Below are 24,718 nucleotides of genomic sequence, written 5' to 3'. Positions count from 1 at the left end.
GCCGGGCACTCCGCGGGCGGTCCGTTCAACCGTTCGGTTGACATCCGGTTCCGCCTTTCGTCGCCCGGTCGATGCGCACGGAGGACGCGAGACGGCATCGGGCCCGCCCACACTGTGAGGGCCCAGGCGCCGGGCTCCCAACGCCACCCCCTCAGAGAGGTCCGTGCAGCGTGCCCAGTTTTCTCAGCAGACGACATGTCCTCGCCACCGGCGCCGGCGCCGCGCTCGGTCTCGGCGCGGCCGGTGCGAACGCGTCCCCGGCGGCCGCCGCCCCCGCCGCCTCCCGTCGCCCGGCCGGCGCCGGGGCCGAGGAGAGAAGGACGCTGGACGAGCTCTACCGGGACGCCGTCGCGGAAGGCGGCAGGCTCGTGGTCTACGCCGGCGGCGACACCCCCACCCAGCAGGACTTCACAAAGGCCGCCTTCCGCGACCGCTTCCCGGACATCGACCTGACGCTCGTCGTCGACTACAGCAAGTACCACGACGTCCGTCTCGACAACCAGTTCGCGACCGGCACCGTCGTGCCGGACGTCATGCAGCTCCAGACCCTCCAGGACTTCACGCGCTGGAAGGACCAGGGTCGTCTGCTGCACTACCGGCCCGCCGGGTTCTCCCGGGTGTACGACGGCTTCAAGGACCCCGAGGGCGCCTGGGTGGCCGTCGGCGCGCTCGCCTTCAGCTTCATGTACGGTCCGGCGGCGGTCGGCTCCCACCCGCCCCGCACTCCGCTCGACCTCGTCGACCCCCGCTGGAAGGGGCGGATCGCCTCCTCGTACCCGCACGACGACGACGCGGTGCTGTACCTGTACTCCCTGTACGTGCGGAAGTACGGCTGGGAGTGGGCGGCGAAGCTGGCCGCCCAGGACGTGCGCTTCGCCCGGGGCAGCCACTCGCCCGGGCAGGCCGTGGCCGCCGGCGAGAAGGCGATCGGCGTCGGCGGCGCGGGAACGCTGACCGCTCCGCCGTCCTCACCGGTCCGCTTCGTCGTCGCCGACGGCCACCCGTTCATGTCCTGGGGGCAGCGCCTGGCGATCCTCAGGCAGGCCGCCCATCCCACGGCCGCCAAGCTGTTCCTCAACTGGCAGCTGTCGCCGGAGATGCAGAACGGCTCCTTCAACGGCTGGTCCGTGCGCACCGACGTGACCCCGCCGAGCGGTCTGAAGCCGATCTGGGAGTACCCGAACGGCAACCTGGACGGGTTCCCCCGCTTCATGGCGGACCGGGCCCAGGTCGAGCGCTGGAAGCAGACCTTCGCCCTGTACTTCGGCGAGGTCCAGGGTGAGCCGACGCCCGGCCGGCTGGGACTGCACCCGGGGGCGTAGCCCGCGCGGCGGGGGCCGCCGGTGCGCCGCGGAGACGACCGGCGGCCGGCGGTCCTGACCGGACACGGCCGGCACGGACGGTGGATAGACTCGGGCGCCCTGTCCGAGTGGATCATCCGTCCAGGGAGTTCGCCGTGACCGACCACGCCTCCGTCCGCACCCCGTCGTCGGCCCGCCGCGCCCTCTCGGCGCTCGACCGCGTACCGCATTTCGCCTTCTTCTGCGTCGTCGGCGCCGCTTCGGTCCGGCTCGTCCGTGCACCGAACGCGCTGTGCACGGAGATCGTGGCCGTCAGCGCACTGCTCGCCGTGGGCTACGCGACGGGCTTATTGCTGTGGAGCAGACTCGACGGACGGGCCCGCCGCCTGTGGGTGAGCGCCCTGTTGCTGCTGTGGACCGCGCTCATGGTGCTCAACCCACCGCCTCTGACCGCCGCCTACGCCTGGTGCGGTGTGCCGCTCGCCTGCCTGGTCCTGCGTGCCCTCGGACGGCGCGGCGCGACGATCGCGCTGGCCGGCATCACCGTGGTGCTGCTCGGCCGGCTGACCACCCAGGCGGGGGGATTCGACGCCGAGATGGTCCTGATCCCCGTCGCGGCCGTCTGGGGCACCGTCACGCTGTACCGCACGCTGCAGCAGGACGTGACGGAACGTCAGCGGCTGCTGGCGGAGCTGCGCGGAACGCGGCGCGTGCTGGCGGACGAACAGCGCAGGGCGGGGGCGCTGGCGGAGCGTGAGCGGATCGCCAGGGATCTGCACGACACCCTCGCGCAGGAGCTCGCCGGCCATCTGATGCTGCTGCACGCCGCGGAACGGGATCTGGTGGAGCGCCCGGACGCCGCGCGCGACCGGGTCCGCGCGGCCGCCGACGGGCTGGACGCGGGCCTCGCGGAGACCCGGCGGATCATTCACGACCTCACCCCGTCCGCCGTGGACGAATCCGGCCTCGAGGACTCCTTGAGGCTGCTGTGCGGCCGCGCCCAGCGGGAGGGGACGGCCGGGTGCGTGACGTTCCGTTCGGTGGGAGGCCGTCCGGCGGAGGTGAGTGTGGAAGCCGCGGCCACGCTGTTCCGGGTCGCCCAGAGCTCGCTGGCCAACGTCAGGGAACACGCGCACGCCGGGAACGTGCTGGTGACGCTTCGTCAGCGGCAGGGCGCTCTCGAACTGGAGCTGCTGGACGACGGCGTCGGTTTCGTCCCGGACGCCGTGGGCGCGCCCGCTTCGCGGGGCCGGGGCCTCGGGCTGCCGGCGGCGCGGGCACGGCTGCGTGAGCTGGACGGTGACCTGCACGTCGACAGCGAGCCCGGCCGGGGCACGCGGATACGGGCCGTGGTCGCGGCCCGCCGCGCGTCGGCCCGTGCGCTGCCCGCGGCCACGGCGGTGAACCGGTGACAACGAGCGTGGTGCGGCTGCTGATCGCCGACGACCATGTGGTGGTCCGCGCGGGCCTGCGGGCGCTGTTGGAGGGCGAGCCCGGCATCGAGGTGGCCGGGGAGGCCGGCAGCGGCGAGGAGGCCGTGCGCATGGCTCGTGAACTCGCGCCCGACGTCGTCCTGATGGATCTGCGGTTCGCGGGCGCCGGCCGGGGCATGGACGGCGTCGAAGCGGTCCGGCGGTTGACGGCCGAGGCGCCGGGCCTGCCGGTGGTCATGCTGACCAGTTACGCGGGGCGGGCGGACGTCGTGCGCGCGCTGGAGGCCGGCGCACGCGGGTACGTGCTGAAGGCCGGCCCGCCCGAGGAGCTGTTCCGTGCCGTGCGCGGCGTGGCCGCCGGCGGCATGGGGCTGACGCCGGAGATCGTCGAGGGTCTCGTCGGCCAGGCGATCGGCGTCCGGACGGATCTGACGCAACGCGAGCTGGACGTGGTCCGGTTGATGGCCGAGGGGCACGGCAACCGTTCCATCGCAGCGGCCCTCTTCCTGAGCGAAGCGACGATCAAGACGCATCTGGTGCGCGCCTACCGCAAACTCGGGGTCGACAACCGGGCGGCCGCCGTCTCGGAAGCGGCCCGCAGGGGGCTGATCGACCTCTCGCCCTGAGTCCCCTGCCGACGGGTCGCTCCCGGATCGCGACATGATCGGTACGGTGGGGCGGGGCGACGAGAGGGGCTGCGGGACTGTGAGCGAGCATCCGGAGATCACGACGGCGAAGGAAGCCGCGGACCACGAGTTGATCCTGGCGTTCGGACGCTTGCAGGGCGCGGCCAACCGGCTCGAGTACATTCTCGGACGGGCCCTCGAGGTGGAGTGCGGGATCAGTCATCTGATGTTCGAGGTGCTGCTCATCCTGGGGCGGGCCGGCACGCCGGGTCTGTCGATGAGGGCCGTCGCCCAGGAACAGGTGCTGACCACGGGTGGCGCCACCCGGCTGGTGGACCGTATGGAGGCGGCGGGTCTGGTGGCGCGGGTTGAATCCCCCGCGGACCGGCGGGGAAAGCTCGTCAGTCTCACCGCGCTGGGCGAGGAGACGGCCGTCCGGGCCGCCCGTGTGCACGCCGAGAACATCCGGCGCCATTTCGTGGAGCCGCTTCCCGCGGACCACCGCGCGCAGTTCGCGGAGGACCTGCGCGTCCTCAGCCATGCGGCTCGGGACACGCTGCCGCGGCTGCCCTGACCTCCGTCCTACCCACGGCCAGGCGGGTCCCCGGCAGGCGCCGTGCCGGGGACCCGCCTGGCCTCGCGGCACCCGGTCCAGGGATGCTCCGCGGGGCCGGTCACCGGGGTCCCGGAGCCGGCCCGCTCCTGCCCGAGGCACGTCGACCGTCTTTCCCGCCGCACCGTCCGTAGCGACGAATCCGGTCCAGAGGCTTGACGTCACCGGTATGACTGCGCTGACATGGCTGCGCAGTCATACGACGCGTCGACATCGACGACGCCGGCTGCACCGAATTCGGACGGCGATCGCCTGGAGGCTTTCATGACGCGAGCGGCAGACCGGGGGCTGCGTCACGGCACACCGTGCTGTGACGGCACGGCCCGGCACGCCCGCGTCCCCCTTCAGCGACGCCCCCGGCGGCGGTTACGCGCCGACCCGGCACACGACTGATCCGGGGCGCACGAGCCCGGACCACAGCCCGCTTCGGCAGATCCCGTCACCCCGGGCGAGCCGCCGTACCGGATGCTCCACCCTTCACTCCTCCCCCGGCCGGGCACACCCTGCCCGCACCACCGGGGGTTTCACACCCGACCCGAACCCGGGCCCCTGGCCGTCCGCGTCCTTGTCACGGAACGGCCCCTCTACTTCCCACCCGCATCAGGGAATCCGGCCGTCTTCACGGCCGTCCCCAAGGAGGAACCGTGCAGAGAAGAATGCTGGGCAGAGCGCTCGGAACGTTCGCCGCGGCCTCGGCGCTGCTGGCCGTACCGGCCGGAGCGCAGGCGTACAACCCGACGGGCGGAACCCTGTATCAGCTCGGCAGCGAGCCGTGTCTGAAGGGACGCGGCAACTGCGCGGTCTATCCGAAGTCGGCGCAGTTGCCGAGCGGACGTCTGGTGGCCGCGTTCGAGAAGTCCACGGTCGTGACGGCCTCGGGCAGCGCCGACGGACAGACCCTCCCCGTCTACAAGAGCGACGACAAGGGCACCTCCTGGCAGCCGCTGGCCGAGGTCAAGGCGCCCGCGTACATCTCCACCGACCCGCAGTACGCGAAGTACACGAGCAACTGGACCAACCCCTACCTCTACGTCCTCCCCCAGGACGTCGGGGACCTGAAGCAGGGCACACTGCTCCTCGCGACGGTGGTGTCGGGCGACGACTACTACTACAAGGAGCACAAGGCCGCAGATCCGAACTGGACGCCGACCAACGACGGCGACCGCAAGGACCTGGCGATCGCGCTGTACTCGAGCACCGACGACGGCGCGTCGTGGAAGATCCTCAACGTCATCGCGACCGGTGGCTGGCAGGGCGGAAGCGCGGGCGCGGTCGGCCAGAACATCGCGAACGCCAACACGAACAGGCAGGTGGACCCCCTCTGGGAGCCGTACCTGATGGTCTACAAGGGCAAGCTCGTCGCCTACTACTCCGACGAGAACGACTACACCGGCTTCAACGCGACCACCGGCGTCCCGACCCTCGACCCGGCCAACGGCACCGCCACGGACTCCCTCGGCCAGATCCTCGTCCACAAGACCTGGGACGGCACCAGCGCCGCATGGAGCTCCCCCGTCGTCGACATCGCCGGCCTGACCCAGACCATGGGCGGAGGCAAGACCGAGATCGGCGGCGGCCGGCCGGGCATGGCGAACGTCGTCCGCACCACCGACGGCAAGTGGATGATCACCTACGAGTACTGGGGCGGCGGAGCCAACACCCGCTACCGGATCGCCGACGACCCGCTGAAGTTCTTCACCGGATCGGCCACCGGCACCGGAGTCGACACTCTGCCGGTCGACGCCGGCTCCCATCCCCTGACGATGGGCGGCAGCCCGGTCCTCATCAGGCTCCCCGGCGGCCGCCTGGTCTACAACGCCGCCGGCAGCGGCAACGTCTGGGTCAACGAGAGCGGACGCAGCGACGGCACGTGGAAGGAGTACCAGACGACCTCACCGGGCGCCTACAGCCGCAACCTGCAGTACGTGGACGGCACCGGTCGCGTGTCGATCCTCAACAACCAGGGCACCTCGACGCTCAAGTTCGCCGAAGTCGACCTCGGTCACACCGACGGCGCCTACTACCAGCTGGTGAACCGTAAGACCGACCAGGTGATCGGAACCGGGAACAAGACCAACGACGCCAACCTCGGCAACGGAGACGTCCCCGACGTCCGTCTGGAGGCCCCCGGTTCCGCGGCGAACCCGGACACCCAGTTCTGGCACCTGACGACCGAGCCGGGCGGCGGCGTCACCCTGCTGAACAAGGCGGGCGGGCGGGCCGCGGCCATCTGGACGGGCAACGCGACGGTCGGGCAGAAGATCGGCCAGTGGGTCGACAACAGCAGTACCGGCAGCTGGAACCTGGTCAAGACCAGCGACGGCCTCTACCGGCTGCAGTCGGTCAAGAACACGAGCCTGTACCTGACCGGTGGCACCGCCGGGGCGCAACTGACCCTGCAGAACTCGGTCACCGACGGCTCGCAGGACTGGGAGCTCGTCCAGTAGGCCCCCGCCTCACCCCTTGACCCCGCCGCCCCGACCGGGTGGGGCCTGACTCCGGTCCGCGACCGCCGGAGTCCGGTCCCGCCCGGCCGGGGCGCGGGCCGTCAGCGCTTCCAGCAGGAGGTCCACCGCCTCCTCGAAGGAGCTGTCGCGCAGGGCGGGCAGCTCCTGCCGCACCGCGGTCAGCGCGGGGTGCGTCGCGGGGTCCAGCTTCTGGTAGGCCCCGGCCCACGCCCGGCGATCGGCCTCGCGCTGCTCCGGCGCAAGCGCCTGGAAGGCCGCGTCCATGGCCGCGTGGCTGAGCACGGTGTCGATGAACGCCAGATACAGACGCGTCGCGTCGGCGAGCCCGAAGCCCGCGGAGAGCAACAGGCCGATCCCCGTCTCCACGGCACGGATCTCGTTCTCCCGCCGCGTCACCCGGTACGAGGCGAATGCCGCCGCGCGCGGGTGGGCGAGGTAGCCGGCCCGCACCCGCAGGGCCATCTCGCGCAGTGCCGCGGCCCAGTCGCCGCCGGGGACGAAGCCGGCCATGGCGTCGCCGATGATGCGGTCGGCGATGGCGAGCACCAGGTCGTCGGTGTCGCTGAAGTAGCGGTACAGGGCGCTCGGGTCGCAGCCGAGGGCGGTGCCGAGACGACGGACGCTGAGCGCCTCCGGGCCGTGCTCGCCGATCAGCCGCAGGGCCGTTTCGACGATCAGCTCCTCCGACAGCACGACGCCGGAGCGGGTGGGCCGACGGCGTCTGCGCTCCTGCGGGACACGGGTGGTCATGACGGGGGCTCCTGTCGGTCGGGACCGCGTAGCAGCAGTGAAGGAGCCCGCGGCTCTTATGTCAACAGGATTGACGCAAGAACGACGGGCGGTGTTCCATCACAACCCGCGCGGCTCGTCCCCCGTCCTCCCTCCCCGCGAGGAGACCACCATGCCCTCCCTGTCGCCCCAGCCGTCCACACCACCCGCTCCTCCTGCACCGGCACCGCCCGGCGGACCGGGAACCGGACTGCGCCGTTCCCTCGGCGTCGTCGACGGGGTCGCCATCGCCGCCTCCAGCACCGCCGCCACCACCAGCATCGCCATCGGCATGGGCACGATCGCCACCATCGTCGGACTTCAGGCCCCTGCGCTCCTGCTGCTCGCCTTCCTTCCCGTGCTCGGCATCGCCACCGCGTACGCCCGCCTCAACAGGTCCGAGCCCAACTGCGGCAACGGTTACACCTGGGTCGGCAAGACCCTCGGCCCCTGGCCCGGCTTCCTGACCGGATGGGTCACCGTCGTCGGCTCGGTCGTCTTCTGCGCCTACACGAGCGCGGTCATGGGTTCCGTCGTGCTGATCTTCGCCAACAAGGCCGGACTGCACAGCCTGGCGGGCTTCGCCCTCGACCCGTCGTCCACCGGGGTCAGCACGGCCGTCGGGCTGGTACTGCTGCTCGGCCTCACCGCGATCGCGGTCACCGGCACCCGGGCCACCACCCGCTTCCAGTTCGCGCTGCTGGTCTTCGAGTACGCCGTGCTGCTCGGTTTCTGCGGCTGGGCCCTGGTCACCGGCGACCAGTCCTTCTCCCTCTCCTGGTTCAACCCCTTCGAGATCACGAACGGCACCGCCTTCGCCCAGGGCATGGTTCTCGCGGTGTTCTTCTTCTGGGGCTGGGACGCCGCCTTCAGCGTCACCGAGGAGACCAGGAAGCCGGACGACGCGGCCCGCGGCGGTCTGATCGCCCTGTTCGCCATGCTCGGCCTGTTCCTCTTCGCGTCGGTCGCCTTCCAACGGGAGATGAGCCTCGCCGAACTCATCAGGAACGGACCGCAGGCCCTGCCCTATCTCGGGCAGAAGCTGGCCGCCGAACCCTGGGCGACGCTGCCCGTCGTGGCGCTGATGTTCTCGGCCGCGGCCTCCGTGCAGTCCACGCTGATCCCCACCGCGCGCGGTCTGCTCGCCATGGGCCGGGACCGCACCATGGGCCCGCTGTGGACCCGGGTGCACCCGCGCTACGGCACTCCGGCCGCCGGCACGGTCGTGGTGCTGGCCATCGGCTCCGCGATCGCCCTGCTGGCCGTCGCCATCCCGCGGTTGAGCGACATGCTGCTGGCCGCCGTCAACGCCATCGGTCTGCTCGTGGCCCTGTACTACGGCCTCACCGCACTCGCGTGCGCCGTGCGCTTTCGCGCGTCCGGCCGCGAAGGGCTGCGGACGGCGCTGCTCGCCGTGGGCGTGCCCGCGACGTCCGGTCTGATGCTGCTGGGCCTCGGCGGCTATCTCGGGTACTCGTACCTGACGATGAGCGACCACTTCGAACTGAGCCCCGCCAACGGCTGGTTCATGTTCTCCCTGCCCGCCGCCATCGTCCTCGCGGGCCTCGGCATGGCCGCGGTCGCCAAGTACGTCCGTCGGTCGCCGTACTTCGCCACCGGACACGGAACCGACGCCGAGAGCATCGTCCTCCCCATGGACCGCACACCCGCCTGAGTCACCGCACCGTCGGGCGTCACCGCACCGTCGGGCGGCCGGACACACGCCGGGGCCGCCCGGCTCCCTCCCCCCGCCTCTCCACGGAGACCACACCCATGCCACAGTCCCAGGTCACGGGCCCCGCCGACCTCGTCCTCACCGGCGGGCCCGTCCACACCGTCGACCCCGCCCGCAGCCGCGCCACCGCCGTGGCCGTGCACGCCGGGCGGATCACGGCCGTCGGCCACGACGAGGTGCACGCACTCGTCGGACCGGACACCGAGGTCGTCGACCTCGCCGGAAAACTGCTGCTGCCCGGTTTCCAGGACGCCCATGTGCACCCGCAGGGGGCGGGCCTGGAACTCGGGCTGTGCCACCTGGGCGACACCGTCGACCCCGCCGAGTACCTGCGGCGTATCCGGGCGTACGCGGACGGCCATCCGGACGCCGAGTGGGTCACCGGCGGCGGCTGGTCCCTGGAGGCCTTCCCCGGCGGTGCGCCCACCGCCGCCGTCCTCGACGCGGTCGTCGCCGACCGTCCGGTCTTCCTGCCCAACCGTGACCACCACGGCGCCTGGGTCAACACCCGCGCGCTGGAGCGGGCCGGCATCGACGCCCGTACCCCGGATCCCGCCGACGGGCGCATCGAGCGCGACGCCGACGGCAACCCGACCGGCATGCTCCAGGAGGGCGCCGTCCACCTCGTGGGCCGGCTGGTGCCGACGCCCACGCCCGAGGAGCAACTGGCCGCCCTGCTACGGGCCCAGGCCGTGCTGCACTCCCACGGCGTCACCGCCTGGCAGGACGCCATCGTGGGCGCCTACGCCAACATGACCGACCCCGCCCCCTCCTACCGCGCGGCGCTGGACCGTGGGCTGCTCACCGCCCGCGTCGTCGGCGCACTGTGGTGGGACCGCCAACGCGGCGCCGAACAGATCCCGGAACTCGTGGCCCGGCGCGAGGAGTTGGGCGTCGGCCGGTTCCGCGCGAGCGCGGTGAAGATCATGCAGGACGGCATCGCCGAGAACCACACCGCGGCCATGCTCGACCCCTATCTCACCGGTTGCGGCTGCACGTCGGGCACCAGCGGCATCAGCTTCGTCGAACCCGGCGAGCTGAGGAAGTACGTCACCGAACTCGACGCTCTCGGCTTCCAGGTGCACTTCCACGCGCTCGGCGACCGCGCGGTCCGCGAAGCGCTCGACGCCGTCGAGGCCGCCCGTGACGCGAACGGGCACCACGACACCCGCCATCATCTGGCGCACCTCCAGGTCGTCCACCCCGACGACGTACGGCGCTTCCGGCGCCTCGGCGCCTCCGCCAACCTGCAGATGCTGTGGGCGGCCCACGAACCGCAGATGGACGAGCTCACCCTGCCGTTCCTGGGCCCCGAGCGCGGCGCCCGTCAGTACCCGTTCGGCGACCTGCTGCGCGCCGGAGCCACCCTCGCCGCCGGCAGCGACTGGCCGGTCAGCAGCCCCGACCCGCTCCAGGCCATCCATGTCGCCGTCAACAGGCGGGCCCCGGGCGCTCCCCGGGACACCCCCGCGTTCCTGCCGGGACAACGCCTGGACCTGGGCGCCGCGCTCGCCGCCCACACGGCCGGCAGCGCCTACGTGAACGGCCTCGACGCCCTCACCGGGAGCATCGCCGTCGGCAAAGCGGCCGATCTGGTCGTCCTCGACCGCGACCCGTTCACGGGCCCCCCCGAGGAGATCGCGGCCACCCGCGCACTGGAGACCTTCGTGGACGGAGAACGCGTCTTCGCGGCGCCCGACGCCTGACCCCTGGTCCCTGGCTCCTGACTCCTGACTCCTGGCTCCTGGCTCCTGGCTCCTGGCTCCTGGCTCCTGGCACAGACAACCGGACCGGCCTGTCCTTTTCCCTGGCGCGGTGCTCGCGCGATCGCGACCGCCTCGCAAGATCGCCTCCACCGCCCTGACCACTCCGGCCGACACCGAGCCGTCTCATGTGGCGACGGCCGGACCACCGGGCGACCCGCCCGTCACGGACGCGGGTCCACCGTGATGTGCGGCGACAGCGCGCGGAGGAAGTCCGCCGCGTCGAAGACCTCACCGGCGGAGGCGACGCCGACCGCCTCGGTGCGCCCCGTGAGGACGCGGTCGACCGCCTCGACCACGAGGGGCGCGGTGACGGCGTAGATGTCCTGCCCACGGGCCACGGCCCGCCGTTCGGCGTCGCCGGAGCGCACCACGACGTCGACGACGAAGGTCTGGTCGGAGCGCCCGCGCTCGTCGGCCGCGGCCGGCAGCGGGGTCTCCGGGGCCGCGATGTCCCTGGCCGCCTCGACCGTCATGTAGGTCCGCACGTCGGGAACGGCCAGGTGACTCGGCACGGTCACGACGTCGGCCATCGTGAACTCCCCGATGACGGACCGCGGCCCCAGCGGCTCGGGGAAGGGCCACTCCAGGATCGGCGAGGCGTCGTCGCGGTATTCCAGCTGCCCGCCGGCGTAGCGGACGCGTCGGCCGTCGCGCCGCTGCCGGGAGACCGCGCCCGCCGTGCGCGTCCCGGCGGTGGGATGCCAGCTGCTCAGCCCGTACGCGATGTGGGCCTCGTCAGCGGTCGCCCAGTCCTGCGCTGCTGCGGTGACCAGCAGGTCGCCGAGGCCGCCGAAGAACGCCATCGCCGGCACGACCAGCACACCCGCCTCCCGTGCCCGGTCCGCGAAGCGCGCGAAGGTGTCGACGTTGGCCTCGATCTCGGCCGCCACGTCGAGGTAGGGGATGCGGGCCCGCAGCGCCGCCTCGATCACGGGGGCGGCCGTGGTGGCGAAGGGCCCGGCGCAGTTGATCACTGCCGCGGCGCCGGCCAGCGCCCGGTCGAGGGAGGCCGGGTCGTCGACCGACGCCGGACGGGCCTCCCAGCCCGTCTCGTGCTCCAGCGCCTCGAGCTGCTCGGCGTCGCGGCCGGAGAGGACCGGGAGGAACCCTCGCTCGCCGAGCTCCGTCACCACGAACCGCCCCGTGTGCCCGTACGCGCCGAACACTGCCACTCGCTGTCCCATGTTCATGGGTTCTCCCCCGCACTCGATCGTTCCGCTGCGCTCTTCGTGCATCGCGCGCTCCGTCAATGGACATCCTGGCGAAGATCCGCTTCCGGCCGCGACCGTCCGGAACGCCATCCCTCGTACACTTCCGGACATGACCACCGTCGCACTGGCCGTCACCGACGGCATGCTGCATTTCGAACTGGGCCTGGCGTGCGAGGTGTTCGGCTCCGACCTGACCGGCGTGGCGGATCCCTGGTACCGCTTCTCGCTCTGCGGACCGACCGCGGTGCGGGTGGGCCACTTCCGGCTGGAGCCCGATCACGGACTCGACCGGCTCGAGCACGCCGACACCGTGATCGTGCCGGGCTGGGCGGACATCGACCGCGATCCGCCGGCCGAGCTGGTCGAGGCGGTGCGCGCGGCCCACGAGGCGGGCGCCCGCGTGGCCTCGCTCTGCACGGGCGCCTTCGTGCTGGCCGCCGCCGGTCTGCTGGACGGCCGGCGCGCGACCACGCACTGGGCGCACGCCGAGGAACTGGCCGCGCGTCACCCGCGGGTGACGGTCGATCCGGACGTTCTCTACGTCGACGACGGCAGCGTGCTCACCTCCGCCGGCAAGGCCGCCGCCATGGATCTGTGCCTGCATCTCGTCCGCCTCGACCACGGGTCGTCGGTCGCCAACACGCTTGCCCGCCGCCTGGTCGTGCCGCCGCACCGGGACGGCGGCCAGGCCCAGTTCGTCAGGACGCCGATTCCCGCCCCGGGCAACCACCCGCTCGCCGAGCTGTTCCCGTGGGTGATGCGCCGGCTGGACCGGCCGCTCACCGTGGAGGACCTGGCCCGCCGGGCGCGGATGAGTTCCCGGCATCTGGGCCGCCACTTCAGGTCGGTCACCGGCACCACCCCGCTGCAGTGGCTGCTCACCCAGCGGATCCGCCGTGCGCAGGAGTTGCTGGAGACCACCGACGACACCGTCGACGCCGTCGCGACGGCCACCGGCATGGGCACCGCCACCACGCTGCGACGGCACTTCAACCGGACGGTCGGGGTACCGCCGGACGCCTACCGCCGCACCTTCCGCTCCCGCAGCCGTTCCCCGGAGCGCAGGGACAGCAGCCGAACCGGTTGAAACAGGACGTTGACAACGCCGCATACGCGCCCCCAGGATGTCAGCCACTCACTCCGCCCCCGGTCAGGGAGACGCTGTCCCCACTGATTGAAACGTTTTAAGGACCCATCGTGCCGCCTGCCGCCCCGCCCTCCCGATCTGCCCGAAGACACCGGAGATCCCGCACAGCCGGAACCCCGCGCGCTCTTCTGACGGTCCTGCTCACCGTCTGCTTCACCGTCTTCGGCGGCGTGACCGGACAGCTGCCCCTGGCGAGTGCCGCCCAGGACGCCCCCGCGGCGCTGACCGTGAACAGCCTGACCGCGCCCGTCGACGTGGCCCCCGGCGCCACCCCGCTGCTCGGCTGGCAGGTCGGCGGCGACCGGCAGACCGCCTACCAGATCCAGGTCGCCACGACCTCCTCCGCCCTGACCGGAACCCCCGACGTGTGGGACTCCGGCCAGGTCACCTCCGCGGCCGACGGCAACGTCTCCTACGGCGGCCCGGCCCTGACGGCGTCGTCCGGCTACTACTGGCGGGTCCGCACCTGGGACTCCTCGGGCGCGGCCTCCCCCTGGTCCGCGGCGGCGTTCTTCGGCACCGGTCCGGGCACCGCCTGGTCGGGCGCCACCCCGATCTGGAGCGGCGCCCCCACGGCGTGGACGGACTACACGTTCCAGGGCAGCTTCGTCATCAACGCCAAGTACGCCAGTGTCACCTTCCGCGCGCAGGACACCGCCAACTACTACTTGTGGCAGTTCAAGGGCAACGGCGAGAACACCATCGCCCCGCAGATCCAGAAGAACGGCGCGTTCACCGCGCTCAAGACCGCCGCGGCCCTCCCCTTCGCCCTCACCACCGGCTCCACCTACGACTTCCGTATCGTCGCCTCCGGCTCCACCTTCACCACCTCCCTCAAGGCCCACGCCGACACCACCTGGACCCAGGTCGACACCACCACCGACACCACCTTCACCGCCGGCGGCATCGGCTTGCGCACCGGCAGCACGGAGCAGGCCACGTTCGACGACCTCACCGTCACCGGCGACAACAACCGCTCGCTTTACAGCAACGACTTCAGCGACGCCACCAACGCCGACTTCACCTGCGGCACCGTCACGAACGGCGCCCTGTCACTCGGCACGGGCAAGAACTGCGGCACCGGGCTGCTGACGGTTCCCAGCTGGTCCTTCCTGCGCGGCACCACCAAGCTCGCCGCCGGCAAGAGCATCGCCTGGGCCCACCTCTACGCCACCGGCGCGTCCACCACTCCGGCACGCCAGTTCGTCTACAAGCTGTGGGTCAACGGCAGCTTCGTCGGTGTGGGCCCGACCCGCCCGGTCGGCTCCGAAGCGCGTTACGACGGTTACGACGTCACCTCCCTGCTCACCGCGGGCGCCGTCAACACCGTCGGCGCTCTCGCGTACACCACCAGCGATCAGCGCTTCCTCGCCCAACTGGTGGTCCGCTACACCGACGGCACCACGAAGACGCTGGGTACCGGCCCCGGCTGGAAGTCGCTGGACGGCACCCGCATCCTGCCCAACGTCGGCTCCATCGGCACCAGTTACTACTCCGCGCCCAAGGAGAACATCGACGCCCGACGCTACCCCTTCGGCTTCGCCACCTCCGCCTTCGACGCTTCCGCCTGGCCCGCGGTCGTCACCAAGAGCGCCTTCACCGACCTCCAGCCGGCGCCCACCGCGAAGGTCCGGCAGACGTTCAGGGCACCCGTCTCGGTCACCGAGTACTCCCCGGGCAACTACTTCGTCGACTACGGCCGCACCTGGATCGGCGGTCTGTCCCTGAACCTGACGGGCACAGCCGGGCAGGTGGTCGACATCCGCTACGGCGAGGTCACCTCCGGCACGAACACGGTCAAGTACCAGACCTCGGCCGGCAACACCTACCAGGACAAGTGGGTCCTGAAGTCCGGCAGTCAGCAACTGCAGACCTGGGGTCTGCGGGTCTTCAGGTACGTCCAGGTCCTCGGCGCGCCCACCGGACTGACCGGGTCCGACTTCACGGCCGAGGCGTATGTCTACCCCTTCGACGAGTCGGCGGGCGCCTTCGCCTCCTCCGACACCTCCCTCAACGCCGTATGGGAGTTGTCCCGCAACACCGTCGAGGCGACCAATCTCAACCTGTACGTCGACTCGTGGGAGCGCGAGCGCGACATCTACGAGGCCGACACCTACCTCCAGCTCATGGGCAACCTCTACACGGGCGGTGACACGGCACTGGGCGACTACTCGCTGAACTTCCTCAGGTCCAACCGCACCTGGCCCACCGAATGGCCCATGTACGTGATCCTGGCCATGCACGACAGTTACGAGACGACCGGCAACACCGCGCCGCTGTCCGCCGCGTACACCGCCCTGCAGGGCAAACTGCCGGACAAGTGGTACGAGTCCGCGACCGGCCTGATCCACAAGACCACCGGCAGCACGGGCGCCAGCAGCTGCACCGACTGCGACATCGTCGACTGGCCCGCCTCCGAACGCGACGGCTACGTCTTCACCTCCTACAACACCGTCGTCAACGCCCTCGCCCACCGGGCCTACGAGAACATGGCCGACATCGCCACCGCACTGGGCAGGAGCGCGGACGCCACCGCCTACACGGCGAAGGCCGTCGCCATCAAGGACGCGGTCAACGCGCGGATGTGGGACTCCGCCAAGGGCGCCTACCGCGACGGCCTGAACAACGACGGCACGGTGATCAACCACTACGCCGTCCAGGCCAGCGCCTTCGCCACCGCCTTCGGCCTCGCCGACTCCTCACAGGCCTCCAAGGTCGCCACCTACCTGGGCAGCCGCGGCATGGCGTGCAGCGTGTACTGCGCCCCGTTCGTCATCCAGGCCCTGTACGAGGGCAACCGGCCCGACCTCGCCCACACCCTGCTGACGTCGACCGGGACCCGCAGCTGGATGAACATGATCAACGACGGAGCGGGGGCCACCATGGAGGCCTGGGACCTGTCCCTGAAGTCCAACACCACCTACTCCCACCCGTGGGCGGCCTCTCCGGCCTTCACGATCGCCCGCAGCATGTTCGGCGTCCAGCCCACCGCCCCGGGCTACCGGACCTTCCGGATCAAGCCGCAGCCGACCTCGGTCACCTGGGCGAACGTCACGGTTCCCACCGCGCACGGCACCGTCGGGGCCGCGTACGACACCGTCGGCGGCGGCCGCGTCGACGTCGGCGTGAACGTGCCGGCCAACACGACCGCCTCGGTGTACCTGCCCGGCGGCACGGCGGGCACGACCAGCGTCTTCATGGACGGCAGCAGCGTCGCCGCCACGTACGACAACGGCTTCCTGCGCGTCGACGGCGTCCAGCCGGGCTGTCACGTCGTCACCACGGCGTCCGACAGCAGCCCGTACAGCGACACCAGACTGACCGGCATCTGCTGAGAGCACCGGTTCCCCCCCAGGCCCGAGGCGCCCCGGACGTTCCGGGGCGCCTCGGCGCGCTCCACGGGCCGCCGACGGACCTGCGCGGGGTGACACCGCGTGTCGGCATGCCGACGGTTCCCCCACGGCCGATCACCCGGGTCCGAACCGCACCCAAGTGCCCGCAACTGTGAAAAAATCGCATATAAGGCATAAGGAGGATCCTCGTGAGCGATCCTGCCGACAAGCTCGGCTACGGGAGCATGGAGCTCGACCGCGCGGGTCAGGCGGAGGCCTTCGACGCCATCGGCGACCACTACGACGAGGCCTTCCCCCACAAGGAAGGCCAGGTCGCGTCCGCCGAGTGGCTCATCGCCTCCCTGCCGGCCGGGACCCGTGTCCTGGACCTGGGATGCGGCACCGGGGTCCCGACCGCCCGCCGGCTGGCTCAGGCGGGACTGCAGGTGGTCGGCGTCGACCTGGCGGACGGGATGGTCGCGCTCGCCCGCAGGAACGTGCCCACCGGAGTGTTCCACCGGGCCGACATCGCGGACCTGCGGCCCGGCGGTCCACGGGACCTGGGCCGCTTCGACGCCGTGACGGCCTTCTTCGCCCTGCTCATGCTGCCGCGCGCGGAGATCCCGCTCGCCCTGCAAACCGTCCACCACCTGTTGCTTCCGCACGGACTGTTCGCCTTGTCGATGGTCGAGGCCGATGTGGACGACTTCTCCATCCCCTTCATCGGCCGGACGATCCGGGTGTCCGGCTACCTCCGCGAGGAGCTGCGCGAGGTCGTCGACGCGGCCGGCTTCGAGATCGTCGCGGAGAGCTCGTACACGTACGCTCCGGCGACCGTGGACGTCCAGCCGGAGGTGCAGATCTTCCTGCGGTGCAGGCGGCGCACCTGACCGCCTCTGCTCCACCCTCCCCCGGCCGACCCGCACGGCAGGAAGGACGCGCGTGACGAACCATCTCGGAGCCGACGGCGGCACCGGCGACCAGCCGGCCGGCGGGCACGGTCCCGCTGCCGACAGGCGTGGACGACAGCGTCCCCCGCCGCTCCCGGGGTCAGTAGTCCGGTCGCCTGACGGCGACACCCTGTGTGCGTGAAAATCGGTGTGTGGTCGTCCGGCTGACGTCGTGTCGCCTTGGTGCGTTCCGAGCCCGTGGGTCAGTAGGACGCTGGGGGTCCACCGACAGGCACCCGGATGTGTTGCTCCGAGCACGTGAATCAGACTCTTCCGCCTGCCGGACCCCCGCCGGACGGTCGCGCGCTCGCGGCCGACGACCGGAGGGGGTGCCGACGGGATGGAAGTGATCCACGAACGTGTGGCGGGGATCGACATCAGCAAGGTCGACGTGAAGGTCTGCATCCGCGTGCCCAGCGGGAAGCGGCGCCACAGCGAGATACGGACGTTCTCCGCGGTGACCTCGGGGCTGCTGGCGATGCGGGACTGGCTGCTCGCCGAGGGCATCACCGTGGTCGGCATGGAAGCCACCGGCGTCTACTGGAAGCCGGCGTTCTACCTGCTCGAACACGACATGGAGTGCTGGCTGCTCAACGCCCGGCACATGAAGTCGGTGCCCGGCCGCAAGACCGACGTCAAGGACTCCGAGTGGATCGCCAAGCTCGTCGAGCACGGGCTGGTCCGCCCCAGCTTCGTGCCGCCGGAGCCGATCCGGCAGCTGCGGGACGTCACCCGATACCGCACCGAGGTCGTCCGCGAACGCACCCGCGAGACCCAGCGGCTGGAGAAACTGCTGGAGGACACCGGCATCAAGCTGTCCGCCACCGTCTCCAACATCCTGGGCGTCTCCGGACGGGCGATGCTCGAAGCCCTGATCGCCGGCGAGCGTGACCCTCGCGTGCTCGCGGACCTGGCCAGGGGCAGCATGCGCCGCAAGACCGACGCCCTCATCGAGGCGCTGACCGGCGCCTTCACCGCCCATCACGCGTTCCTGGCCCGGGCGATGCTGGACCGGATCGACGCCTGCACCGCCACCGAGACCCGCCTGAGCGAACACCTCGAGGTGATGCTGCAGCCCTTTCGCCGCCGCATCGAGCTCCTCGTGACGATCCCCGGTGTCGAGGCCCGCGCCGCGCAGGTGATCCTCGCCGAGATCGGCGCGGACATCACCCGCTTCCCCAGCGCGGCCGACCTGGCCTCCTGGGCCGGCGTCTGCCCGGGCAACTACCAGTCCGGCGGCAGAAGCGGCGGCGGCAAGACCCGCCACGGCGACCCCTGGCTCAAGGCAGCCCTCGGCCAGGCCGCAGTGTCCGCCTCCCGGACCAAGGACACCTACCTCGCCGCCCGCTACCGACGGCTCGTCGCACGCCGGGGCAAGAAGCGCGCGCTGGTCGCCCTGGAGCACTCGATCCTGACCGCCGTCTGGCACATGTTCACCCACGACACCGCATACACCGACCTCGGCGGCCACTACTTCATCGAACGCACCGGCCGGGCCAGGCAGACCCGACGCCTGGTGAGCCAGCTCAACCAACTCGGCTACCAAGTGACCCTCCAAACAGAAGGAGCTGCCTGACCAGCGGCTACGGACACGGGACGGGGGATTTTCGAATCAGGCGACCGCGTCCGGGCAGCGCCGGTGCGGCCGGACGAGGCGCCCTGTCAGCGGGGCGGCCGAGCGGTGCGCGTGTCGGGCGCGGAGGCTCCAGCCGGACGGGCGACGGGCGGCGGGCGCGACGCCGCAGGGCAGCAGACCGACCGGTTGCGGTACCTCGACGCGGCGACCCGGGAGATCGCCCGCGGCATGAACCTCGACGAGACGTTGCGGGAACTGTGCCGGGCGGCCGTACCGGCCTTCGCCGACCTGGCATTCGTCCACCTGTACGCACCGCTTCCGGTCGGTGACGAGATCAACGCCTCCCCCGGTGTGCTGCGGCTGCGTGCCGCGGACCGCGCACCGGCCGGCAGGGCGGCCGCGCACGGGCCCCGGCCGGCGCCGCCCGCCGACCCGGTCAGGGCGGCGCAGGTCGTCCTGACGGCGCCCGGCGGTCTGCTCGCCCGGCTGCTGCGGGCCGGGCGGCCGGTGTTCGGGGACCTGCCGGGCGTTCGTTCCGTGGCCGCCGAACTGCTGGGGGCGACGGACCGTCCCGGCGCGGTGCCGCCCGGGCGACGGCTGATCCTCGCGCCGCTGCACGGCCGCAGCCACGCCATGGGCAGCGTGCTCCTCGTCCGCGGCCCCGGCCGGGCGGACTTCACCGGAGACGACCTGCTCGTCGCCTCCCAACTCGCCACGCACACCGCTCTCGGAATCCACAAGGCGGTGCTCTACGCCCGTGAGGTGTCGGTCGCCGACACGCTCCAGCGCACGATGCTGCCGCCGTCACTGCCGAAGCCGGCCGGAGTCGCACTGGCCAGCCGCTATCTGCCGGCCTCGCGGACCGCACAGGTCGGCGGCGACTGGTACGACGCGATCCCGCTGCCAGGCAACCGTGTCGCGCTGGTCATCGGCGACGTGATGGGCCACTCCATGACCTCGGCCGCGATCATGGGGCAGTTGCGCACCATCGTGCAGACGCTGGCCGGGCTCGACCTGCCGCCGGACGAGATCCTGCACCACCTCGACGAACAGGCGGAGCGTCTGGGCAGCGAGCACACGGCGACCTGTCTGTACGCCATGTACGACCCCGTACTGCACCGGCTCCTGGTGTCCAACGCCGGTCATCTGCCACCGGTTCTCCTGCACCCCGACGGCAGTACGGAGGTACTGCCTGTTCCGCCCGGCGCTCCGATCGGGGTGGGCGCCGGTGGCTTCGAGTCCACCGAGATGCACGCCCCGGCCGGAGCGACCCTGTTGCTGTACACCGACGGTCTGGTCGAGTCCCGCGACTCGGACGTGCTGACCGGGGTGGACCGGCTGCGCGCCCGGCTGCGGTCGGCGGCCTCCGGGGCCAGGCCCGCGGCGCTGGAAGCGCTGTGCGATCTGGCGCTCGGGCCGCTGGGGTCGGGAGGCCGGGACGACGACATCGCGCTGCTCGCGGCCCGCTTCGAGGGCATCCCGCCGGAAACCGTCGCCTACTGGTACATGGCCCCGCGTCCGCAGACCGCGCGACAGGCCCGTCGGCTGACCCGCAGGACGCTGCACCACTGGGGCCTGGACTCCCTGGTGGAGTCCACCGAGCTCCTGGTCAGCGAGGTGGTGGCGAACGCCGTGCGCTTCGCCTCCCGTCCGATCACCCTGCGGCTGCTCCGCACGGACGTACTGCGCTGTGAGGTGGGGGACGACTCACCTCAGGTCCCCCGGATGCGGCACGCCCGGCTGAGCGACGAGGGCGGGCGGGGACTCTTCCTGGTGGATCAGCTGGCGCAGCGCTGGGGGGCGACGCGGGTGAGCGTGGGCAAGGTCGTCTGGTTCGAGCAGTCGCTGTCCGGTGATCAGGACCACGGCTGACAAAAGGGGGCGGTCCGCAGCCCGGTCGGGGCACGCTCGCCCCGACCGGACGGGTCACCGTCGGCCATGGCGCAGGGGCTGCTGCGGGGAGGTGGGGGAGCACGCCCCCGCAGCCGCCGGGCCTGTCGGCCGGGGTGGTCAGAGCGCGGTGAAGCTCCACAACAGGTTGGTGCTGCCGCCGTAGGTCCACTGCTTGGTGACGGCGCCCGAGGTGACGTTGCCGCCGCCGTCGAGCACCAGCCCCGTGGTGCGGTTGGCGATCGAGTAGCGGTCGGCGCCGCGCGGGGTGATCGTCCACTGCTGGTTGGGGCTGCCGTTCCAGGCGGCCTGTCGGGCCGGTGAGCCGTCGGCGGTGGCGCCCCAGCCGTCGGCGACCATGCCGTTGGTGCGGTTGACCAGCTTGTAGAAACCGCCTCCTACGTCCACCGCCTGCCACTGCAGGTTGGGGCTGCCGTCCCACGACCACTGCTTGAGGTTGGAGCCGGAGGCCACGTTGCCGCCGCTGTCGAGGGCGAGGCCGTCGGTGACGTTGGTGATCCGGACGTACGTCGCCGGGTTGAACTGGACCTTCAGCGAGGTGATCTGGTCGTTGTTGCCGGTGACCCGCAGGTCGGGGTTGTCGGCGGTGAAGGTCCACGCGGTGCCGGTGAAGTTGTCCCCGGAGTAGCCGACCACCTGGTAGCCGGGGGCCGGCCGGAGGGAGGAGATCGTGCGAAGGCCGAGGCCCGACGCGGTCAGGTCGGCCGCGTTGTGGTCGCCGAGGGCGAGCACGGCGGAGGCGCCGGAGTAGCCGACGTCCCCGAAGGCGATCGCCCCGGCCTGCGGCCGCAGAGCCGGGATCGTGCCGGAGAACGCGAGCTTGAGGACGTAGGCGTTGGCGCTGTAGGGCGCCGAGGACGGCAGGGTGACCGTCAGGCCGGACGCGCTCTGCGTCGGCGCCGGCAGGTTGATGTAGGAGCCGGCGGTGGAGTCGAAGAGCTTCACCGAGGACAGCGAGGAGAGGTTGATCCGGTCCGAGCCGAGGGTCTTGATCGTCAGGGAGCTCCCCGGCCAGCCGAGGGCGGTGGCGTACAGGACGGTGTTGGCCTTGTTGCGGGTGAAGCGGATGTCCTGTGCCGTGCCGGCGGTCGGATTGGTGAAGGACCCGCCGCCCATCTTCGTCGGGCCCTCGCCGTACACGCTCCAGGCGCGGGTGGCGTACACCGACTCGCCGAACCGCTTTAGGTGGTCGCCGATGCCGAGCAGGATGTTCTTCTGGGTCTGGGGAATGGTGCCGTCGGCCATCGGCGCGATGTTGAGCAGCATGTTGCCGTTCTTGCTGACCCGGTCGAGGAAGGCGTGCAGCATCTGCTGGGTGCTGTAGTAGCCGATGCCCTGGGTGTAGCACCAGCTGCTGCTGGAGATGCTGTCGTCGGTGAGCCAGTACGGCGTGGTGAGGTCGCCCGGGCCGCCGCGCTCGTAGTCGAAGACCTCGCCCTTCCCGTTCATGCCGTCCTTGTAGGTGGCGACGACCTCGCGGCCCCAGCTGTTCGCCTGGTTGTAGTAGTACGACAGGAAGTTCAGGCGCTGGGTCTCGTCGACCGCGTCGAGTTTGAAGTCCTGCCAGAGGATGTCCGGCTGGGCCCGGTCGATGACCTCCTTGAGCTTGTCGTACCAGAGCTGGTTCTCCGCGGCCGGGCCGAGCTGCCCGTAGAGCTTCTTGAGGCTGGGGTCGGTCTGGGCCGGGGCGTACTGGTAGAAGCCGTTGTAGTTGTACGCGTGGTGCATGGCCACCAGCAGCTTGAGGTTCTTGGCGCGGATGGCCGTGGTGAACAGCTGCAGCAGGTTGAGGTGCGGGCCCTTGGCGACCGAGTTCCACTCGTTGACCTGGCTGTCCCACATGGAGAAGCCGTCGTGGTGCTCCGCGACGGGCCCGGCGAACTTCGCACCGGCGTCGACGAACAGCTGCGCCCATTCGTCGGGGTCGAAGTTCCCGCCCGCCGACTTCAGCTTCGGGGCGAACTGCACGGTGTTGCCCGCGAGGTCCTGCGCGCCGTTGATGAAGTTGTGGTACGGCCAGGCGGAGGGCTGACCGTAGGTCGCTATGTGGTGCTGGTTGGCGTTGCTGCCGCTCGCGTACATGTTGCGCGGGTACCACTCGCTGTCGTACGCGGGGACGCTGAAGACACCCCAGTGGAAGTAGATGCCGAACTTGGCGTCCTGGAACCACTCCGGGGCCGGCGGGTGCTGGTCGACCGAGTTCCAGTCCGGCGTGTACGTGCTGGGAGCGGCCTGCGCTCCGCCCGCGCCGAACAGGCCTCCGGCGACTGTCGCTGCGGCCACGAAGGTGGCTCCCGCCAAGAACCGGCGTCTGTTGATCGAACTCGGCATGACACATCCCTGGTGCGGAAGGGGTGGGAAGGGGGAGGGAAGAAGCGACCGACGCGGTCCCCCGCCGGGTCGCCGCTCGTTACGCACGAAGGTCGACCATGTGTCCTTGTCGTGTCAACGGGTGCGCAGGGATGAAAACCGACTCTTGAGCAGGACTTTTGTCGCTTTGATACATGGTTCTTCATGTTTGTCGTGCATCAGACATGGCATGTCTGGCGGAAGACTCGCAGTGAATCCACATCACAGACGGGCCACGATTGATGGGATGGATCGGCAGCCGATCCAGCTTTTCCTAGGCCCCAGAGCATCGCGACGAGCTGGCACCGCATGACAAATAACCCCAGAGGCTAGACACGCCACCGATCGACCGCCTATAAACATCCCATCTCTCCTGGGCGGCGTCACACGGTCGTCGCCCATGCGAAACATCTCCCGCCACGGGACCAGCGCGAGGAAGTATCCATGAGACTCAGAACCGCCTTCTGTTCCGCTGCCTCCGTCCTCTCCGCGATGGCGCTGCTCAGCGCCTGCGGCGGCTCAGGCACCGCGGCCGGCGCCGGCGGCAAGCCGCTGGTCGGCGTCGACTACCCGCGGTCCGACACCGACTTCTGGAACTCGTACATCAAGTACACGCCGGAGTACGCCAAGGAGCTCGGCCTCTCGCTCAAGACCACCAACTCGCAGAACGACGTCGCCAAGCTGACGGCCAACGCGCAGACGTTCATCAGCCAGGGCGTCAAGGGCCTCGCGATGGCCCCGCAGGACACCGCCGCCATCGCGCCGACGCTGGCGCAGCTGGAGGCGAAGAAGATCCCCGTCGTCACGGTCGACACCCGTCCCGACAGCGGCAAGGTGTTCATGGTCGTGCGCGCCGACAACCGCGCGTACGGCGAGAAGGCCTGCCAGTACCTGGGCACCAAGCTCGCCGGCAAGGGCAAGGTCGTGATGCTGGAGGGCGGCCTCGACTCCATCAACGGCCGTGACCGCACCGAGGCGTTCAACGACTGCATGAAGAAGAACTTCCCGGACATCAAGGTGTTCGGCGAGGCCACCAACTGGGACGGCGCCGTCGCCGCGCAGAAGCTCCAGACGGACCTGACCGCCAACCCGGACATCAAGGGCGTCTACATGGAGTCCAGCTTCGCCCTGTCCGGCACGCTCCAGGTCCTCAAGCAGAAGGGCCTGCTGGTCGGTCCCGAGGACAAGAAGCACGTCTTCGTCGTCTCCAACGACGGCATTCCGGAAGAGCTGAAGTCCATAGCCGCCGGCAAGATCGACGCCACCGTCTCCCAGCCGGCCGACCTCTACGCCAAGTACGCCCTGTACTACCTCAAGGCCGCCATCGACGGGAAGACGTTCAAGCCCGGCAGGACCGACCACGACAGCACCATCGTCCAGGTCCGTGACGGACTGCTGGAGGACCAGCTCTCCGCACCGCTGGTCACCGCCGACGGCGGCACCTACGGCGGCGTGCCGAGCCTCAAGAGCGACGACAAGTCCCTCTGGGGCAACAACCTCGGCTGAGGCTCACCGACCCATACGACGGCTCA

The 24,718-nt window shown here is 70.9% G+C and carries 16 protein-coding genes; 13 read left to right on the top strand and 3 right to left on the bottom strand.

Annotation, left to right across the window (positions count from 1 at the left end):
* Positions 1-170: 170 nt before the first annotated feature.
* The 5 genes from C6376_RS42795 (at position 171) to C6376_RS42775 (ending at position 6,420) form a co-directional block, all read left to right on the top strand.
* Complete coding sequence (locus C6376_RS42795; protein ID WP_216825678.1) at positions 171-1,322, top strand: ABC transporter substrate-binding protein; 1,152 nt, start codon at positions 171-173, stop codon at positions 1,320-1,322.
* Between the two features lie 134 nt (positions 1,323-1,456).
* Complete coding sequence (locus C6376_RS42790) at positions 1,457-2,713, top strand: sensor histidine kinase (protein WP_107448562.1); 1,257 nt, start codon at positions 1,457-1,459, stop codon at positions 2,711-2,713.
* Positions 2,710-3,360 carry a response regulator transcription factor gene (locus tag C6376_RS42785; RefSeq protein ID WP_107448561.1) on the top strand — a complete coding sequence of 217 codons (651 nt, stop codon included), beginning with the start codon at positions 2,710-2,712 and terminating at the stop codon, positions 3,358-3,360. Before C6376_RS42790 ends, C6376_RS42785 begins: the two co-directional genes overlap by 4 nt.
* 79 nt (positions 3,361-3,439) lie before the next feature.
* A complete protein-coding gene (locus tag C6376_RS42780) occupies positions 3,440-3,934 on the top strand; it encodes a MarR family winged helix-turn-helix transcriptional regulator (protein ID WP_107448560.1) in 495 nt (164 codons plus the stop codon).
* Between the two features lie 695 nt (positions 3,935-4,629).
* Complete coding sequence (locus tag C6376_RS42775) at positions 4,630-6,420, top strand: RICIN domain-containing protein (RefSeq protein WP_107448559.1); 1,791 nt, start codon at positions 4,630-4,632, stop codon at positions 6,418-6,420.
* 9 nt (positions 6,421-6,429) lie between these two features.
* Here C6376_RS42775 and C6376_RS42770 read toward each other — a convergent pair whose 3' ends face one another.
* Positions 6,430-7,191 carry a TetR/AcrR family transcriptional regulator gene (locus tag C6376_RS42770; protein WP_107448558.1) on the bottom strand — a complete coding sequence of 254 codons (762 nt, stop codon included), beginning with the start codon at positions 7,189-7,191 and terminating at the stop codon, positions 6,430-6,432.
* A gap of 151 nt (positions 7,192-7,342) precedes the next feature.
* Between C6376_RS42770 and C6376_RS42765 the strand changes: the two genes are divergently transcribed.
* Entirely contained in the window at positions 7,343-8,884 is a 1,542-nt protein-coding gene (locus tag C6376_RS42765) for an APC family permease (RefSeq protein WP_254076299.1), read from the top strand.
* A gap of 98 nt (positions 8,885-8,982) precedes the next feature.
* A complete protein-coding gene (locus C6376_RS42760) occupies positions 8,983-10,650 on the top strand; it encodes an amidohydrolase (protein WP_107448557.1) in 1,668 nt (555 codons plus the stop codon).
* Between the two features lie 221 nt (positions 10,651-10,871).
* Here the strand turns inward: C6376_RS42760 and C6376_RS42755 are convergent, their stop codons facing one another.
* Entirely contained in the window at positions 10,872-11,900 is a 1,029-nt protein-coding gene (locus tag C6376_RS42755; RefSeq protein WP_107448556.1) for a trans-acting enoyl reductase family protein, read from the bottom strand.
* 130 nt (positions 11,901-12,030) lie between these two features.
* Here C6376_RS42755 and C6376_RS42750 point away from each other — a divergent pair, with 130 nt between their 5' ends.
* The 5 genes from C6376_RS42750 (at position 12,031) to C6376_RS42730 (ending at position 20,798) form a co-directional block, all read left to right on the top strand.
* Complete coding sequence (locus C6376_RS42750; RefSeq protein ID WP_107448555.1) at positions 12,031-13,008, top strand: helix-turn-helix domain-containing protein; 978 nt, start codon at positions 12,031-12,033, stop codon at positions 13,006-13,008.
* A gap of 230 nt (positions 13,009-13,238) precedes the next feature.
* Complete coding sequence (locus C6376_RS42745; protein ID WP_107448554.1) at positions 13,239-16,403, top strand: family 78 glycoside hydrolase catalytic domain; 3,165 nt, start codon at positions 13,239-13,241, stop codon at positions 16,401-16,403.
* Positions 16,404-16,645: 242 nt separating this feature from the next.
* On the top strand, positions 16,646-17,290 hold the full coding sequence (locus tag C6376_RS42740; RefSeq protein WP_107449506.1) for a class I SAM-dependent methyltransferase: 645 nt from the start codon (positions 16,646-16,648) through the stop codon (positions 17,288-17,290).
* Between the two features lie 400 nt (positions 17,291-17,690).
* Positions 17,691-18,926: an IS110 family transposase gene (locus C6376_RS42735; RefSeq protein ID WP_107448553.1), complete on the top strand. Its 1,236-nt coding sequence runs from the start codon at positions 17,691-17,693 to the stop codon at positions 18,924-18,926.
* A 111-nt stretch (positions 18,927-19,037) separates the two neighbouring features.
* A complete protein-coding gene (locus C6376_RS42730) occupies positions 19,038-20,798 on the top strand; it encodes a SpoIIE family protein phosphatase (protein WP_254076298.1) in 1,761 nt (586 codons plus the stop codon).
* A gap of 138 nt (positions 20,799-20,936) precedes the next feature.
* On the opposite strand, the gene C6376_RS42725 is transcribed toward C6376_RS42730, so the two are convergent.
* Positions 20,937-23,168: an alpha-L-fucosidase gene (locus C6376_RS42725; RefSeq protein ID WP_107448552.1), complete on the bottom strand. Its 2,232-nt coding sequence runs from the start codon at positions 23,166-23,168 to the stop codon at positions 20,937-20,939.
* A gap of 462 nt (positions 23,169-23,630) precedes the next feature.
* Between C6376_RS42725 and C6376_RS42720 the strand changes: the two genes are divergently transcribed.
* The gene (locus C6376_RS42720; RefSeq protein ID WP_107448551.1) at positions 23,631-24,692 is read left to right on the top strand and encodes a sugar ABC transporter substrate-binding protein; all 1,062 of its coding nucleotides are present in this window, start codon (positions 23,631-23,633) and stop codon (positions 24,690-24,692) included.
* The last annotated feature ends 26 nt before the right edge of the window (positions 24,693-24,718 follow it).

The sequence above is a fragment of the Streptomyces sp. P3 genome (assembly GCF_003032475.1).
GTDB lineage: Bacteria > Actinomycetota > Actinomycetes > Streptomycetales > Streptomycetaceae > Streptomyces.
The sequence above is the reverse complement of the archived record's forward strand: the minus strand, read 5'-3'. Positions and strand labels throughout refer to the sequence as shown.

Coding starts and splice junctions, on each gene's coding strand:
- C6376_RS42775 (WP_107448559.1), top strand. CDS start 4,630: ATGCTGGGCAGAGCGCTCGGAACGTTCGCCGCGGCCTCGGCGCTGCTG.
- C6376_RS42770 (WP_107448558.1), bottom strand. CDS start 7,191: ATGACCACCCGTGTCCCGCAGGAGCGCAGACGCCGTCGGCCCACCCGC.
- C6376_RS42765 (WP_254076299.1), top strand. CDS start 7,343: ATGCCCTCCCTGTCGCCCCAGCCGTCCACACCACCCGCTCCTCCTGCA.
- C6376_RS42760 (WP_107448557.1), top strand. CDS start 8,983: ATGCCACAGTCCCAGGTCACGGGCCCCGCCGACCTCGTCCTCACCGGC.
- C6376_RS42755 (WP_107448556.1), bottom strand. CDS start 11,900: ATGAACATGGGACAGCGAGTGGCAGTGTTCGGCGCGTACGGGCACACG.
- C6376_RS42750 (WP_107448555.1), top strand. CDS start 12,031: ATGACCACCGTCGCACTGGCCGTCACCGACGGCATGCTGCATTTCGAA.
- C6376_RS42740 (WP_107449506.1), top strand. CDS start 16,646: ATGGAGCTCGACCGCGCGGGTCAGGCGGAGGCCTTCGACGCCATCGGC.
- C6376_RS42735 (WP_107448553.1), top strand. CDS start 17,691: ATGGAAGTGATCCACGAACGTGTGGCGGGGATCGACATCAGCAAGGTC.
- C6376_RS42725 (WP_107448552.1), bottom strand. CDS start 23,168: ATGCCGAGTTCGATCAACAGACGCCGGTTCTTGGCGGGAGCCACCTTC.
- C6376_RS42720 (WP_107448551.1), top strand. CDS start 23,631: ATGAGACTCAGAACCGCCTTCTGTTCCGCTGCCTCCGTCCTCTCCGCG.